We start from the raw sequence: 14,512 nt of genomic DNA, 5'->3' as shown, positions 1-14,512 counted from the left end.
TCTCCCCTATGCCTAGCCGGTGATCACCACCCGCGTGCCGATGCGCAGCCAAGGGTCGAGCGCGCGGATCTCCTCGTTGCTGACCGCCACACAGCCTTCGGTCCAGTCGAAGTTGCGATGCACGTCGGGGTCGCCGCGGCCCAGACCGTGGATACCGATCAGTCCGCCCAGCGAGGTGGTGTGCGGTGCCCGGCCATGACGTCGCCGGTACTCCTCGATGTACCAGTACTCCTGGAGGGAGATCTTGCCGCTGCGCAGCGCTTCCTCGGCGACCTGGGCGTTGGGATAGTCGAAGCCGAAGAACAGGCCGAAGCGCGAGGCGCGATTGATGCGATCGACGCGGAATTCACCCAGCGGCGTCATCGAACTGCCCTTGGCACGCAGCGGTGCCGCACCACCAGCACCGAAGGCGAGGTGCTCGATGCGCTTGATCTCGGTCTCGCCGCGCAGCACCCGTACCTGGCGGCTGCGCAGGTCGATGCTGAGCCATACTTCCTCGGCCGTCAGCCCTTCAGGCATGACCGTCGCATCCAGCACCTGCCATAGCATCGGCTGACCGGCCAGCATGCCGTCGAGTTCATGGGAAGAATCGGGAATATTGGCCTGCGCCGCCGGCACAAGCGCGAAAAAGCCTGCCATCAAGGCGGCAGCCTGGAAGAATGCCCTGTTCATGAGCCCCTGTCCCGTGCGTAATGGAATTATTGCCGACTCGAGTCGATCGAATTATCGGACCGGCCATGGCCCGCGCCATGAGGATATGGCACGCCTCCCTTCGAGGGGATCTCGTCACATGGGGCTGGGAACGACAAGGCCGCCGACCGACCCATGAGACGCGTGGGCCGAATATACCATAGGCAGGCCAAGGCGAAAGAGAGACTCGCTCCCTTTCGTTGAAACAGCACGGGAAAGGCCGATATCGGGTGTCAGGCCCTCGCCGAATGTGTCTCGCTCTGGCTCTGTGCCAGCCGCTCGATGGCCTGCCGGGCCAGAGGCGACAGCTCGCTGCCGTCCTGCTGAAGGTACTCGACGATCTGGCGCTTCATGCTGCGCGCCCAGAACTTCTTCAGGTGGGTATACACACGCTCGGTGGCGTCATCGCCGTAGTGAGCGTTGTTGGCGGCGATCTGGTTCGCCATGTGGATCAGGGAATCGAGCAGGCTGCGGCTCATGGCGAATCAACCTCCGCTGGCTTGAATGGCCGGCACGCTTTCGCTTGTCGGCTGATGATAAATAACGTGGCGCCCCGTGCGGGCGAAACCGACCAGCATCAGGCCCGCCTGACGCGTCTGCTCGATGGCGAGCGAGGTGGGCGCCGACACCGCGACCAGACAGCCGATACCGACGGCAGCGCATTTCTGCACCATCTCGTAGCTGGCACGACTGGAGACCAGAGCGAAGCCGTCCGCCATCGCAAGACGGCGCCTCATCATGACACCGATCAGCTTGTCCAGGGCGTTGTGGCGCCCGACATCCTCACGGGCCAGTTGCACCTGCCCGTCGAGGCCGCACCAGGCGGCACCATGGGTGGCCCCGGTTTCGCGCTGCAGCGGCTGGTGCCAGCGCAGCGCCTCCAGCGCCTGCTGGATGGCGCCATCGCCAACGGCAGGTGCCGTCACCCGGCCGATTGGGCGAATCGCCTGTTCCAGCGACTCAGTGCCGCACAGCCCGCAACCGGTACGCCCGGCCAGGCTGCGACGATGCTGCTTCAGCTCCATGAAACGCTGGGTGGCGATCTCCATCCGCACACTGACGCCGGCGGCTTCTTCGCACACCTCGATACCGTAGAGTTCATCCGGCGTCTGCAGAATGCCCTCGGTGAGGCTGAAACCGAGGGCAAAGTCCTCGAGGTCGGCCGGCGTGGCCATCATGACGGCGTGGGAAATGCCGTTGTAGACCAGCGCCACCGCCGTCTCCACCGCGATGCTGTCCTCCAGCCGCTCGGCGCTGCCGTCCTGGCGCACGTCCACCGGAACCCGGCAGCGGCTGTGGTCGTCTCTCATTCACGCGCTCCACTGAGAGCCTGGCCCGCTTCGTCCTTGGCTCCGCCGCGCAATAGCTCGAGCTGCAGCCGGTCGAAGGTCTGGAATTGGCGCTGCCAGGCGGACGGCTGGCTGACCTTCTCGACCTGCACGGCGGTCACCTTGTATTCTGGGCAGTTGGTCGCCCAGTCGGAACTGTCGGTGGTGATCACGTTGGCCCCGCTGCCCGGATGGTGGAAGGTAGTGTAGACCACTCCCGGCGGCATGCGATCGCTGACTCGCGCACGCAGCACCGTCTGACCGGCACGGCTGGTGATACCGACCCAGTCGCCGTCGCGTACGCCACGCAGTTCGGCATCGGAAGGATGCAGCTCGAGCACGTCCTCGTCGTGCCAGGCCTGGTTGTGGGTGCGTCGGGTCTGGGCGCCAACGTTGTACTGGGAGAGGATCCGCCCAGTGGTCAACAGCAGCGGGAAGCGGCGGTTGCTGAGTTCGTCGCTCTCCACGTAGTCGGTGATGGCGAACTGACCGAGGCCGATGGGGAAGTCCTCGATGTGCATGGTCGGGGTGCCCTTGGGGTGGACCTCGTTGCACGGCCACTGGATGCTGCCCAGCTCGTCGAGTCGCGCGTAGCTGACCCCGGCGAAGCTTGGCGTGAGGCCGGCGATCTCGTCCATGATCTGAGACGGATGATCGTAGTGCATGGGATAGCCCAGCGCATTGGCCAGATCCACTGTCACTTCCCAATCCTGCTTGCCAGCCAACGGCGGCATCACCTTGCGCACGCGGTTGATGCGCCGTTCGGCGTTGGTGAAGGTGCCGTCCTTCTCCAGGAAGGAGGAGCCCGGCAACAGCACGTGGGCGAACTTGGCCGTCTCGTTGAGGAAGATGTCCTGCACGATCAGGCACTCCAGCGAGCGCAGCGCCAGCTCGACGTGCTGGGTGTTGGGGTCGGACTGGGCGATGTCCTCGCCCTGCACGTAGAGTGCCTTGAAGTCGCCAGCCACGGCGGCGTCGAACATGTTGGGGATGCGCAGGCCCGGCTCATCGTCGATGGGCACGCCCCAGGCCGCCTCGAAGCGCTCGCGCACGGCGGGGTCGCCGACGTGCTGGTAGCCCGGCAGCTCGTGGGGGAAGGAACCCATGTCGCAGGAACCCTGAACGTTGTTCTGTCCGCGCAACGGATTGACGCCTACCCCTTCACGGCCGATGTTGCCAGTGGCCATGGCCAGGTTGGCGATACCCATCACCATGCTCGAGCCCTGGCTGTGTTCGGTGACGCCGAGCCCGTAGTAGATCGCGCCGTTGGGTGCCTGGGCATAGGTGCGCGCGGCACGACGTACCTGCTCGGCAGACACGCCGGTGATCGCCTCGACGTTCTCCGGCGCATGGCGCGGATCGAGGATGAACTCACGCCAAGCCTGGTAGCCCGCCGCGTCGCAGCGCTCGGCGATGAACTCGCGGTCCTCGAGCCCTTCGCTGATCACCACGTGAGCCAAGGCATTGATCATCGCCACGTTGGTGCCGGGGCGCAGGGCAATGTGCTGGGCGCCGCGATGGTGCGGCGTCTTGAGCAGGTCGATACGGCGCGGGTCGACGACGATCAGCTCGGCGCCCTGGCGCAGGCGACGACGCATCTGCGAGGCGAACACCGGGTGGGCATCGGTGGGGTTGGCGCCAATGACCATGATAATGTCGGCCTTCATCACCGAATCGAAGGTCTGGGTACCGGCGGACTCGCCCAGGGTGGTCTTGAGGCCATAGCCGGTGGGCGAATGGCAGACCCGGGCACAGGTGTCGGTGTTGTTGTTGCCGAAGGCGGCGCGCACCAGCTTCTGCACCAGATAGGTTTCCTCATTGGTGCAGCGAGAGGAAGTGATGCCGCCGATGCTCTCGCGACCGTACTTGGCCTGGATCGCCTTGAGCCGCTCAGCGGCGAAGGCAATCGCCTCCTCCCAACTCACCTCGCGCCACGGTTGGTCGATCGACTCGCGAATCATTGGCGTCTTCAGGCGGTCGGGGTGGGTGGCGTAGCCGAAGGCGAAGCGGCCCTTGACGCAGGAGTGGCCGTGGTTGGCGTCGCCGCCCTTGTACGGCACCATGCGCACCACCCGGTCGCCCTGCATTTCGGCCTTGAACGAGCAGCCCACGCCGCAGTAGGCGCAAGTGGTTACCACGCTGTGCTCCGGCTGGCCCTGCTCGATCACCGATTTCTCCATCAGCGTCGAGGTCGGGCAGGCCTGCACGCAGGCGCCGCAGGAGACGCACTCGGAATCCATGAACGCCTCGCTCTGGCCGGCGGCGACCTTGGACTCGAAGCCGCGCCCCTCGATGGTCAGGGCGAAGGTGCCCTGCACCTCTTCACAGGCGCGCACGCAGCGCGAGCAGACAATGCACTTGCTGGGATCGAAGCTGAAGTAGGGGTTGGAGTCGTCGGTCTCGGCGTCCAGATGATTCTCGCCCTCGAAACCGTAGCGCACCTCGCGCAAGCCCACCGCACCGGCCATGTCCTGCAGTTCGCAGTCGCCGTTGGCCGGACAGGTCAGGCAGTCCAGCGGATGATCGGAGATGTAGAGCTCCATCACGTTGCGCCGCAGCTTGGCCAGCCGTGCATTCTGCGTGGTGACCTTCATGCCGGCCGCGACCGGCGTGGTGCAGGAAGCCGGCAGGCCGCGCCTGCCCTCGATCTGCACTGCGCACAGGCGGCAGGAGCCGAACGCCTCGAGGTTGTCCGAGGCACACAGCTTGGGAATGTTGATGTCGGCCAGGGCCGCGGCGCGCAGCACCGAGGTGCCCTCCGGCACCGTGACCTCGACGCCGTCGATCTCGAGGCTGACGAGCGTCTCGGAGAGCCGAGCCGGGGTGCCGTAGTCGCGCTCCGGCAGGAAATGCTGCGGAGCGGACGTCTGCTTGGGATCGTAATAGTGCAACATGTCGGGCCTCCTCCCGCTCAATGCGGCTGTGCGTCGCGCTGCAGATCGTCGGGAAAGTGTTTCATCACGCTCTGCACGGGGAAGGGCGTCATGCCGCCCATGGCGCAGAGCGAGCCGTCCACCATGGTCTCGCACAGGTCGGCGAGCAGCTCGATGTTGGCCTCACGGCGGTCGCTCGCGCGAATGCGGTCGATCACCTCGACGCCGCGTACCGATCCGATGCGGCAGGGGGTGCACTTGCCGCACGACTCCACCGTGCAGAACTCCATGGCAAAGCGCGCCTGCTCGGCCATGTCCACCGTATCGTCGAACATCACCACGCCGCCGTGACCGAGCACCGCGCCAACCTCGGCGAAGGCTTCGTAGTCGAGCGGCAGGTCCCACTGGCTTTCCGGCAGATAGGCGCCCAGCGGGCCGCCCACCTGCACCGCGCGTAGTGGCCGTCCGGTACAAGTACCGCCGCCGAAGTCCTCCATCAGCTGGCGCAGGGTGGTGCCGAAAGCCAGCTCCACCAACCCGCCGCGCTTGACGTTACCGGCCAGCTGCAATGCCAGGGTGCCCCGCGAACGGCCCATGCCGTAGTCGGCGTAGGCTTGTCCGCCGTCGCCGAGAATGAAGGGCACCGCCGCCAGCGACAGCACGTTGTTGACCACGGTGGGCTGGCCGAACAGGCCTTCGATGGCCGGCAGCGGCGGCTTGAAGCGCACCATGCCGCGCTTGCCTTCGAGACTCTCGAGCAGCGAGGTTTCCTCGCCGCAGATATAGGCGCCGGCACCGAGGCGCACCTCGAGATCGAAGCGCCGGCCACTGCCGAGGATGTCGGTGCCGAGATAGCCGGCGGCCTCGGCGCGGGCGATGGCCTCGTTGAAGATCTCCTGGGCCAGGGGATACTCCGAACGCAGGTAAACGTAGCCCTGGGTAGCGCCCACGGCGAGACCGGCGATGGCCATGCCCTCGATCAACAGGTAGGGGTCGCACTCCATCACCAGGCGGTCGGCGAAGGTGCCGGAATCGCCCTCGTCGGCATTGCAGACGATGTACTTCTGCGCGGCGGGGGCATCGAGCACGGTCTGCCACTTGATGCCGGTGGGAAACGCCGCCCCACCGCGGCCGCGCAGGCCGGAGGCCTTGACCTCGTCGACGATGGCCTGGGAATCGAGGCCAAGCGCCCGGCGCAATCCGCGGAAGCCGTCGTGGGCACAATAGTCCTCCAGCGACAGCGGGTCGGTGACACCGATGCGCGAAAAGGTCAGACGCTGCTGGGCCTGCAGATAAGGAATCTCCTCGGCCGGCCCCTGGCAAAGCAACGATGCCTCGTCGCCCTTGAGCAAGCCGGCATCGAACAGTTCGGCCACGTCCTCGGGTGCCACCGGCCCGTAGGCAATGCGCCCGGCGGCGGTCTCGACCTCGACCAGCGGCTCCAGCCAGAACAGCCCGCGCGAGCCGTTACGCACCAGCTCGACCTCGACGCCGCGGGCCTCGGCCTCGGCCACGATGCGCTCGGCGACCTCGTCGGCGCCCAATGCCAGCGCAGTTGTTTCACGGGGGACAAAGAGTCTCGTGGTCATCAGCTCACCTTCAGCACTTGGGTGGTCAGCTCGTCGACCAGCCGATCGAAACGCTCGGGAGTGACCCGGGCGAGAATGCGGTCATCGACGCGCAGCGACGGGCCACACGCGCAGTTGCCCAGGCAGTAGACCGGCTCCAGGGTGATCTCACGGTCAACGGAGGTCTGGTGGTAGTCGATGCCGAGGGTTTCCCGTGCATGCATCTCCAGCGCACGGGAGCCCCGCGCCTGGCATGCCTCCGCACGGCAGATCTGCACCACATGGCGCCCCGGAGGGCTGGTACGAAAGTGGTGATAAAAGCTGATCACTCCGTGCACTTCGGCACGGGTGAGCTGCAACGATTCGGCAATGAGCGGCACCGCCTCGCGGGGAATATGGCCGAAACGATCCTGGATCGCGTGCAGAATCGGTAACAGAGCACCGGGCCTGTGCTTGTGGGCGTCGATCTGTTCCTGCAGCAACGCCGGTGTCCACTGGGGAAAAGCGCTAATGGGCATGGTCTGGCCTCGAAACGAACGTAGGGCGCGTCATTGCGTCGGTACGTTCGAAACTGCTAGTTATGGTCTGGTTATGTACTACAGTGCATATATAGAATAAGGTTCTGTAGTCTCGCGTACTGGTGCGCTACTTGTGAAAGTAGCAGCACTGCCTTCGTTTCGAAATATGAAAAATACAGCATATGAAGCGTATTCGAATCGAGCCAGCCTGGTCCTTCACCGACGAGGCGGGTAACCGCCTGGATCCCCAGCTGTTCGGGCTGCTGCAGGGCATCCATCGCAGCGGCAAGCTGACCGAGGCCGCCGCCGAGGCTGGCATCTCCTATCGCCACGCCTGGAACTTGCTCAACAAGTGGGCAGAGTTCTTCGGCGCCCCCCTGGTGGAAATGCAGAAGGGGCGTGGAGCGCGCCTCTCGCCGCTGGGAGACAAGCTGCTGTGGGCTCGCCAGCGGGTTTCCGCCCGACTCGGACCACAGCTCGAGAGCCTGGGCTCGGAACTCAACCTCGAACTCCAGCAACTGCTCGAAGGGGTCGAGCCGGTGCTGCGCATGCACGCCAGTCACGGCTATGCGGTGGCGCTGCTGCCCCGCTTCGCCCATGATTTCCAGCTCGACCTGCAGTACTGCAGCCCCGCGGAGGCCTTAGCCGCACTCAACCGTGGCGTCTGCGACGTGGCCGGCTATCACATGCCGACCACGGCGACCCAGGGCCCGTTGATGCAGAACTATCGCCGTCAGCTGCGTCCGCGCAGCCACTGCATCATCCGCTTCATCACCCGTCGCCAGGGGCTCATGGTGGGGCCAGGCAACCCCAGGGAGATCGCCGGCCTGGCTGACCTGGCCCGCGGCGACGTGCGCTTCATCAATCGCCAGCAGGCCTCGGGCACTCGCGCCCTGCTCGACATCCTGCTGCGCGACGCCGGGCTCTCGTCCCTGCGCATCCCGGGTTTCGAACTCGAGGAGTACACCCACTCTGCAGTTGCCGCCTATATCGCCGCCGGCATGGCCGACGTCGGCTTCGGCGTCGAGGCCGCTGCATGCCAGTTCGGCCTGGATTACCTGCCGCTGGCCAGCGAGCATTATTTGTTGCTGTGCCAGCGCAGGAGCCTGACTGAACCCAGCGTCAAGCGTCTGCTCGAGATGATCCGCGGCGAGGCGTTTCAGGCGGCCGTCCGCGAGCTACCCGGCTATACGCTGGACCGCTGCGGCGAGGTGTGCAGCGTCGATGAGTTGTTCGGCACGGACCAGGCCTCCTGAGCCGTGCCGGACCCGATCAGTACTCCACCACCACGTCGCCCAGGGGCTTGCTGCAACAGGAGAGGATGTAGCCCTCGGCGACATCCTCGTCGGTGATGCCGCCGTTGTGCTCCATGTCCACCTGACCGGAAGCGAGCGGCACCCGGCAGGTGCCGCAGATGCCCATGCCGCAGGCCTTTGGAATGTGCAGGCCCAGCTTGGCGGCGGCGGCATGCACCGTCTCGCCCGGCTGGATGCGCACGCTCTTGCCGCTGGCACTGAACTCGACCATCAGCGCTTCGGCCAGGTCCGGCTCCTCGGCGCCGGCTATCTCGGCAAGTTCGAGTGCCTCCTCCTTGACCTCGAGCGGCGTGGCACCGAAGGACTCCTCGTGGTAACGGCTCATGTCGAAGCCGTTGTCCTTGAGCAGTTGCTTGACGGCATTCATGTAGGGCGTGGGGCCGCAGCAGAAGATCTCGCGCTCGAGGAAGTCCGGCGCCATCAGCTCCAGCATCGCCTGGCTGAGATAACCACGGAAGCCGGACCAGATCTCGCCCAACTCGTCGCTACGCTCGCAGACGATATGCAGCTTGAACTCGGGAATTCGCGAGAAAATATGCTCCAGCTCGCGGTGGTAGATGATGTCCTTGGGGGTACGCGCGCTGTGGACGAACGCGATATCCACGGCGGCATTGGTATCGAAGAACCAGCGCACCATGGACATTAGCGGCGTAATGCCCACTCCACCGGAGAGCATCAGGATCTTCTCCGCCGGGTAGTCGATGGCGTTGAAGTTACCCACCGGACCGTGCACCGCCAGCTCATCACCCGACTTGAGGTTGTCGTGGAGCCAGTTGGACACCTTGCCGCCGGGCACCCGCTTGACGGTGATCGAGAAGCTGTAGGGGACGGACGGCGAACTGGAGATGGTATAGGAGCGCATGATCGGCTCGCCTTCGATCTCCAGCTCCAGGGTCACGAACTGCCCCGGCTTGAAGAAATACAGCACCGGCTGCTCGGCCATGAAACAGAAGGTGCGAACGTCCCAGGTCTCCTGGATCACCTTGACACAGCGCACCAAGTGGCGGCCGTTGGTCCAGGTCTGGGTCGTGACGGGGTTGAGAAAGTTCATGGTCATGTCGTGTCGCCTGGCATTGATCAGCGTGGAAGGCTCCGACTGCGGAACACCGCCTGCCGTTGAACGAATTCTGCGCCAGGCGACAAGGCCCCGACTTGCCTGACTGCGACACGGGCATGCCCATGACTCCCATCAGATATGTCTTTCCTCCTTCCGCGCGTCGCGCCTGCATTCATGCTTGTCGTCGGCAGACAACTGAGCATTCAGCGCCTGATCCACACTCGCCCTACTCGTATCCGGCACCCTACACAATCACAATGCCGAACCCTTGGCGACACCCAACAATTCGACCGATGCCGCAGCCGCGGCCAGCTATGAGGATGTATTCCCATGGACCCGATCTCACCCACTGCCCTGGACGACCCCCTGGACCCGGCGCGGCAAGCCGTCTCCACGATGCTCGCCGAACGTGAGCACAACTTCTCGCTGCCCCAGCCCTTCTACAACGATGCCCGGCTGTTCGCCTTGGACATGCAGGAAATCTTCGGCAAGGAGTGGCTTTTCGCTGGCATGACCTGCGAGATCCCTGCCAAGGGCAACTACATGACCCTGCAGGTCGGCGACAACCCGGTGATCCTGGTACGCGGCGACGGCGGTACCATCCATGCCTTTCATAACGTCTGCCGCCATCGCGGCTCGCGGCTGTGCGTCAGCGACAAGGGCAAGGTGGCCAAGCTGGTCTGCCCCTACCACCAGTGGACCTACGAGCTCGACGGTCGCCTGCTGTTCGCCGGCAGCGACATGGGCGAGAACTTCGATCTTTCCACCTACGGTCTCAAGCCGGTCCACGTGCGCACCGGCGGCGGCTTCATCTTCATCAGCCTGGCCGAGCAACCGCCCGCCGCCATCGATGACTTCCTGATCACCCTGGAGCACTATCTCGAGCCCTACGAGATGGGCAACCTCAAGGTCGCGGTGGAGTCGAACATCGTCGAGCAGGCCAACTGGAAGCTGGTGATCGAGAACAATCGCGAGTGCTACCACTGCAACGGCTCCCACCCGGAGCTACTCAACTCGCTGCAGGAATTCGACGACACCGACGATCCCCGCGCCACGCCCGCCTACAAGGCGCTGGTGGCGAAGAAGCAGTCCGACTGGGACGAGCAACAGGTTCCCTGGCAGCTCAAGCGCTTCGGCAAGCGCAACCGGCTGACCCGCACGCCGCTGCTGGATGGCGTGGTCTCGATGACCATGGACGGCAAGCCGGCCTGCCGCAAGCTGATGGGCCGTTTGACCAGCCCCGACATGGGTTCGCTGCGCATCCTGCACCTGCCCAACTCCTGGAACCACTTCATGGGCGACCACGCCGTCGTGTTCCGCGTGCTGCCGCTGGGCCCGCAGGAGACTCTGGTGACCACCAAGTGGCTGGTACACAAGGATGCCGTGGAAGGTGTCGACTATCAGCCCGAAGAGATGCGTCGGGTGTGGGATGCCACCAACGCCCAGGATAAGCGCCTGGCCGAGGAGAACCAGCGCGGCATCAATTCCAAGGCCTACCAGCCCGGCCCCTACTCGGAGACCTACGAGTTCGGCGTGATCGACTTCATCGACTGGTACAGCGAGCGGCTGCAGGAGAACCTCGGGAACAGCGCCCCCCACCTGCAGTTGGTGAGGGGCTAGGCGTCACCTACTCCTCGTGATGTAAAAAGCAATCGCCCCCCGGCCAAGGCCGGGGGCGATTGCTTTTCACTCGGGCTCGATCGGACGATCGGATGTCAACAGCGCTGCGGGCGTGTGCCGGTGACTAGTCGACGACCGGCCGCAGATGGTTCACCAGCGCTTCGCGCACCTCAGGCAGCATGACGCCGGCCTGAGCTTCCAGCTCGGCGACCAGCGCCGCCAGACCGGGCACTCCCGTCTCGACTTGCCGCTGAGCGGCAAGTCGAGCACAGGTATCGGGTTCGGCATCGGCAGGCAGGTCGATGCCCAGCGCCGCCAGGCGCTGACGGAAGTCCTCCGCATCGATCAAGTCGGCGTACATCATCTCTCCTACCTCCTGCTGCCGTTACCGTCATTTGCTCCTGTAGATTACCCGTTCGGGCGTCCGGCAGCCACGCTGCCATGGGGGCGATACCCTGAAATGGCTCGCCGCACCGCCTTCAAGGTGCGGCGTCGACCAGTTCGGGTCCTCTCCTGACTTACGCGGCCACGCTGCCGTGAGGGTCAATGACGAATTTCTTCGCCGCACCGCCGTCGAAATCGGCATAGCCCTGCGGCGCCTGATCCAGTGAGATCATCTGCACATTGACCGCATCGGCAATCTTGATCTTGTTGAACAGGATCGCCTGCATCAGCGGACGGTGATACTTCATTACCGGGCACTGCCCAGTGTGGAAGGAGTGGGACTTGGCCCAGCCAAGGCCGAAGCGCATGCTCAGCGCACCCTGCTTGGCGGCATCGTCAACGGCACCGGGATCTTCGGTCACATAGAGGCCCGGGATGCCGATCTGGCCGCCGGCCCGAGTCATCTGCATCGCCGAGTTGAGCACGGTGGCAGGCGCCTCCTGGTCATGGTTGCAACCGCAGGCGTGGGCCTCGAAGCCAACGCAGTCGACGAAGCAGTCGACCTCGCGCTCGCCGAGGATCGCCTCGAGCCGGTCGGCCATGTCGCCGTCCTGAGTCAGGTCGATGGTCTCGCAGCCAAAGCTGCGGGCCTGGGCCAAGCGCTCCTCGATCATGTCGCCGACGATCACGCAGGCCGCCCCCAGTAGTTGGGCCGACGCCGCTGCCGCCAGTCCCACCGGGCCGGCTCCGGCGATATAAACGGTGCTGCCCGGTCCGACGCCGGCCGTCACGCAGCCGTGGAAGCCGGTGGGAAAGATGTCGGAGAGCAGGGTCAGGTCGCGGATCTTCTCCATGGCCTGGTCGGTGTCGGGGAACTTCAGCAGGTTGAAATCGGCATAGGGCACCATGACGTATTCCGTCTGGCCGCCGACCCAGCCACCCATGTCGACGTAACCGTAAGCGGCACCGGGACGTGCCGGGTTGACGTTGAGACAGATACCGGTCTTGCCTTCCTTGCAGTTGCGGCAGCGTCCGCAGGCAATGTTGAAGGGCACCGAGACCAGGTCGCCCGGTTTGATGAACTCCACGTCGCGCCCGCACTCGATCACCAGGCCGGTGATCTCGTGGCCCAGCACCAGGCCAGACGGCGCGGTGGTACGGCCGCGCACCATGTGCTGGTCGCTGCCGCAAATATTGGTGGTGACGACCTTCAGGATCACACCGTGGTCACATTTGCGATTGCCGAGGGCGAGTTCCGGATAGGGAATGGATTCGACGTCGACCTTACCCGGGCCCTTGTAGACGACTCCTCGGTTGGCTTGGCTCATGTCAGGCTCCAATCGTTGTTGTCATGGTGCGGTACATTCCGCCGCTTCAGCCTATGCCCTCCACCATGAGGCACTTGCCCGACAGAGACATCTACTTACCTGCCAGAGACACGCCGCCGCCTTGATGAGCCAGCGGATAGCTGGAGGTCGCTTTCACGACATTTCCTGCGCCGACCTGGCCCAACAATGGTCCGCCCGGGAGCGCTTGTCGCTTGCGGACTCCAACAACAACGCGAGGAATCCCCATGATGCATGACGATGCCCCGATCCTCAGACCCGGGCAGGACAATGCCCAGGTGCTGGGGATGGATTTCCATCATCCCGTATTCCCTCTCTCGGCCCTGGCCATTCTAGCTTTCATCCTCTACGCACTGATCTACCCCGACGCTGCCAACAGTCACCTCTCCACGGCCCGCGGCTGGTCGATCGAATACTTCGACTGGCTGTTCATGATCGCCGGTAACCTGTTCGTGCTGCTGTGTCTGGCGCTAATCGCCATGCCGATGGGGCGTATTCGCCTGGGCGGCAGCCAGGCCCGGCCGGAATATTCGACCACCTCCTGGTTCGCTATGCTGTTCGCCGCGGGCATGGGCATCGGCCTGATGTTCTGGAGCGTGGCCGAACCGGTGGCCTATTACACCGACTGGTACGGCACTCCGCTCAATGCCGAAGCGCACACCCCGGCCGGGGCCAGCGCGGCCATCGGCGCCACCATGTTCCATTGGGGCCTGCACCCCTGGGCGATCTACGGCGTGGTGGGACTGTCGTTGGCCTTCTTCGCCTACAATCGCGGCCTACCGCTGACCCTGCGCTCGGCTTTCACGCCGATCCTCGGGGAGCGGGTGCGCGGCTGGTTCGGTCACGTCATCGACATCGTCGCGGTGCTGGCGACGATCTTCGGCCTTGCCACCTCGCTGGGCTTCGGCGCCTCCCAGGCGGCGGGCGGTCTCAACTACCTGTGGGGCGTGCCCAACACCATCGGCACCCAACTGGCGATCATCGTGGTGGTCACCGCCGTGGCACTGTTCTCGGTGTGGCGCGGCATCGACGGCGGCGTGAAGCTGTTCTCCAATATCAACATGGTGATCGCCCTGGGGCTGCTCACCTTCGTGCTGGCGACCGGCGGCGTGCTGCTGTTCGTCAACAACCTGTGGAGCACCACCCTAGCCTATGCGGGCCATATCGTGCCGCTCTCCAACTGGATCGGTCGCGACGACACCACCTGGTACCATGGCTGGACGGTGTTCTATTGGGCCTGGTGGATCTCCTGGTCGCCCTTCGTCGGCATGTTCATCGCACGGGTCTCCCGCGGGCGCACGGTACGCGAGTTCCTGATCGCCGTACTGCTGGTGCCGACCCTGGTCACGCTGGTGTGGATGAGCGTCTTCGGCGGCACCGCCCTTGACCAGTCGGCCGCCGGCATCGGTGCCCTGGCCGATGGCATCAGCGACGTCTCGCTGGCGATGTTCCAGATGCTCGAGCACCTGCCGTTGACCACCTTGACCTCCAGCCTGGCGATCCTGCTGGTGTTGATCTTCTTCATCACCTCGTCGGATTCCGGCTCACTGGTGATTGACAACATCACCGCCGGCGGCAAAACCGACGCGCCCCGTGGCCAGCGTGTGTTCTGGGCGGTTCTGGAAGGCGTGATCGCCGGCATTCTGCTCTACGGCGGCGGCAGCACCGCGCTGGGCGCACTACAGGCCGGCGCCGTGGCCACCGGGCTGCCCTTCACCCTGGTGCTGCTGGGCATGGCCTACTGTCTGGTCAAAGGGCTGCGGGATGAGCAGCGCGGGCTGGCGCTCGCCAAGTCGGCCTGATACACCGCCA

General features: G+C 64.8%; 12 protein-coding genes. 3 read left to right on the top strand and 9 right to left on the bottom strand.

Features of this window, described 5'->3' with window-relative positions; genetic code table 11:
• Positions 1 to 12: 12 nt before the first annotated feature.
• From HOP51_RS01465 to HOP51_RS01440, 6 genes are all read right to left on the bottom strand, one after another.
• Positions 13 to 672 carry a L,D-transpeptidase gene (locus HOP51_RS01465; protein ID WP_234272166.1) on the bottom strand — a complete coding sequence of 220 codons (660 nt, stop codon included), beginning with the start codon at positions 670 to 672 and terminating at the stop codon, positions 13 to 15.
• Positions 673 to 923: 251 nt separating this feature from the next.
• A complete protein-coding gene (locus HOP51_RS01460) occupies positions 924 to 1,169 on the bottom strand; it encodes a formate dehydrogenase subunit delta (RefSeq protein ID WP_234272165.1) in 246 nt (81 codons plus the stop codon).
• A 6-nt stretch (positions 1,170 to 1,175) separates the two neighbouring features.
• Entirely contained in the window at positions 1,176 to 2,000 is an 825-nt protein-coding gene (gene fdhD, locus HOP51_RS01455; protein WP_234272164.1) for a formate dehydrogenase accessory sulfurtransferase FdhD, read from the bottom strand.
• Positions 1,997 to 4,912 (bottom strand): formate dehydrogenase subunit alpha, encoded by a 2,916-nt coding sequence (gene fdhF / locus HOP51_RS01450; protein WP_234272163.1) that lies wholly within the window; start codon positions 4,910 to 4,912, stop codon positions 1,997 to 1,999. The genes fdhD and fdhF overlap by 4 nt, the downstream gene beginning before the upstream one ends.
• Before the next feature lie 17 nt (positions 4,913 to 4,929).
• Positions 4,930 to 6,480 carry a formate dehydrogenase beta subunit gene (locus HOP51_RS01445; RefSeq protein WP_234272162.1) on the bottom strand — a complete coding sequence of 517 codons (1,551 nt, stop codon included), beginning with the start codon at positions 6,478 to 6,480 and terminating at the stop codon, positions 4,930 to 4,932.
• Positions 6,480 to 6,977: a formate dehydrogenase subunit gamma gene (locus HOP51_RS01440; protein WP_234272161.1), complete on the bottom strand. Its 498-nt coding sequence runs from the start codon at positions 6,975 to 6,977 to the stop codon at positions 6,480 to 6,482. The genes HOP51_RS01445 and HOP51_RS01440 overlap by 1 nt, the downstream gene beginning before the upstream one ends.
• Before the next feature lie 182 nt (positions 6,978 to 7,159).
• Between HOP51_RS01440 and HOP51_RS01435 the strand changes: the two genes are divergently transcribed.
• Positions 7,160 to 8,233, top strand: a complete 1,074-nt coding sequence (locus HOP51_RS01435) for a substrate-binding domain-containing protein (RefSeq protein WP_234272160.1) — start codon at positions 7,160 to 7,162, stop codon at positions 8,231 to 8,233.
• A gap of 16 nt (positions 8,234 to 8,249) precedes the next feature.
• Here HOP51_RS01435 and HOP51_RS01430 read toward each other — a convergent pair whose 3' ends face one another.
• The gene (locus HOP51_RS01430) at positions 8,250 to 9,350 is read right to left on the bottom strand and encodes a hybrid-cluster NAD(P)-dependent oxidoreductase (RefSeq protein ID WP_234272159.1); all 1,101 of its coding nucleotides are present in this window, start codon (positions 9,348 to 9,350) and stop codon (positions 8,250 to 8,252) included.
• 330 nt (positions 9,351 to 9,680) lie between these two features.
• On the opposite strand from HOP51_RS01430, the gene HOP51_RS01425 reads away from it, so the two are divergent.
• On the top strand, positions 9,681 to 10,970 hold the full coding sequence (locus tag HOP51_RS01425; protein ID WP_234272158.1) for an aromatic ring-hydroxylating oxygenase subunit alpha: 1,290 nt from the start codon (positions 9,681 to 9,683) through the stop codon (positions 10,968 to 10,970).
• A gap of 124 nt (positions 10,971 to 11,094) precedes the next feature.
• On the opposite strand, the gene HOP51_RS01420 is transcribed toward HOP51_RS01425, so the two are convergent.
• A complete protein-coding gene (locus HOP51_RS01420) occupies positions 11,095 to 11,334 on the bottom strand; it encodes a hypothetical protein (protein WP_234272157.1) in 240 nt (79 codons plus the stop codon).
• 154 nt (positions 11,335 to 11,488) lie between these two features.
• Complete coding sequence (fdhA, locus tag HOP51_RS01415; RefSeq protein ID WP_234272156.1) at positions 11,489 to 12,682, bottom strand: formaldehyde dehydrogenase, glutathione-independent; 1,194 nt, start codon at positions 12,680 to 12,682, stop codon at positions 11,489 to 11,491.
• Positions 12,683 to 12,927: 245 nt separating this feature from the next.
• On the opposite strand from fdhA, the gene HOP51_RS01410 reads away from it, so the two are divergent.
• On the top strand, positions 12,928 to 14,502 hold the full coding sequence (locus HOP51_RS01410; protein ID WP_234272155.1) for a BCCT family transporter: 1,575 nt from the start codon (positions 12,928 to 12,930) through the stop codon (positions 14,500 to 14,502).
• Positions 14,503 to 14,512 lie beyond the last annotated feature (10 nt).

This window comes from Billgrantia zhangzhouensis (assembly GCF_021404465.1).
Classification (GTDB): Bacteria; Pseudomonadota; Gammaproteobacteria; order Pseudomonadales; family Halomonadaceae; genus Halomonas; species Halomonas zhangzhouensis.
This window is presented reverse-complemented; position numbering and strand designations above follow the sequence as displayed.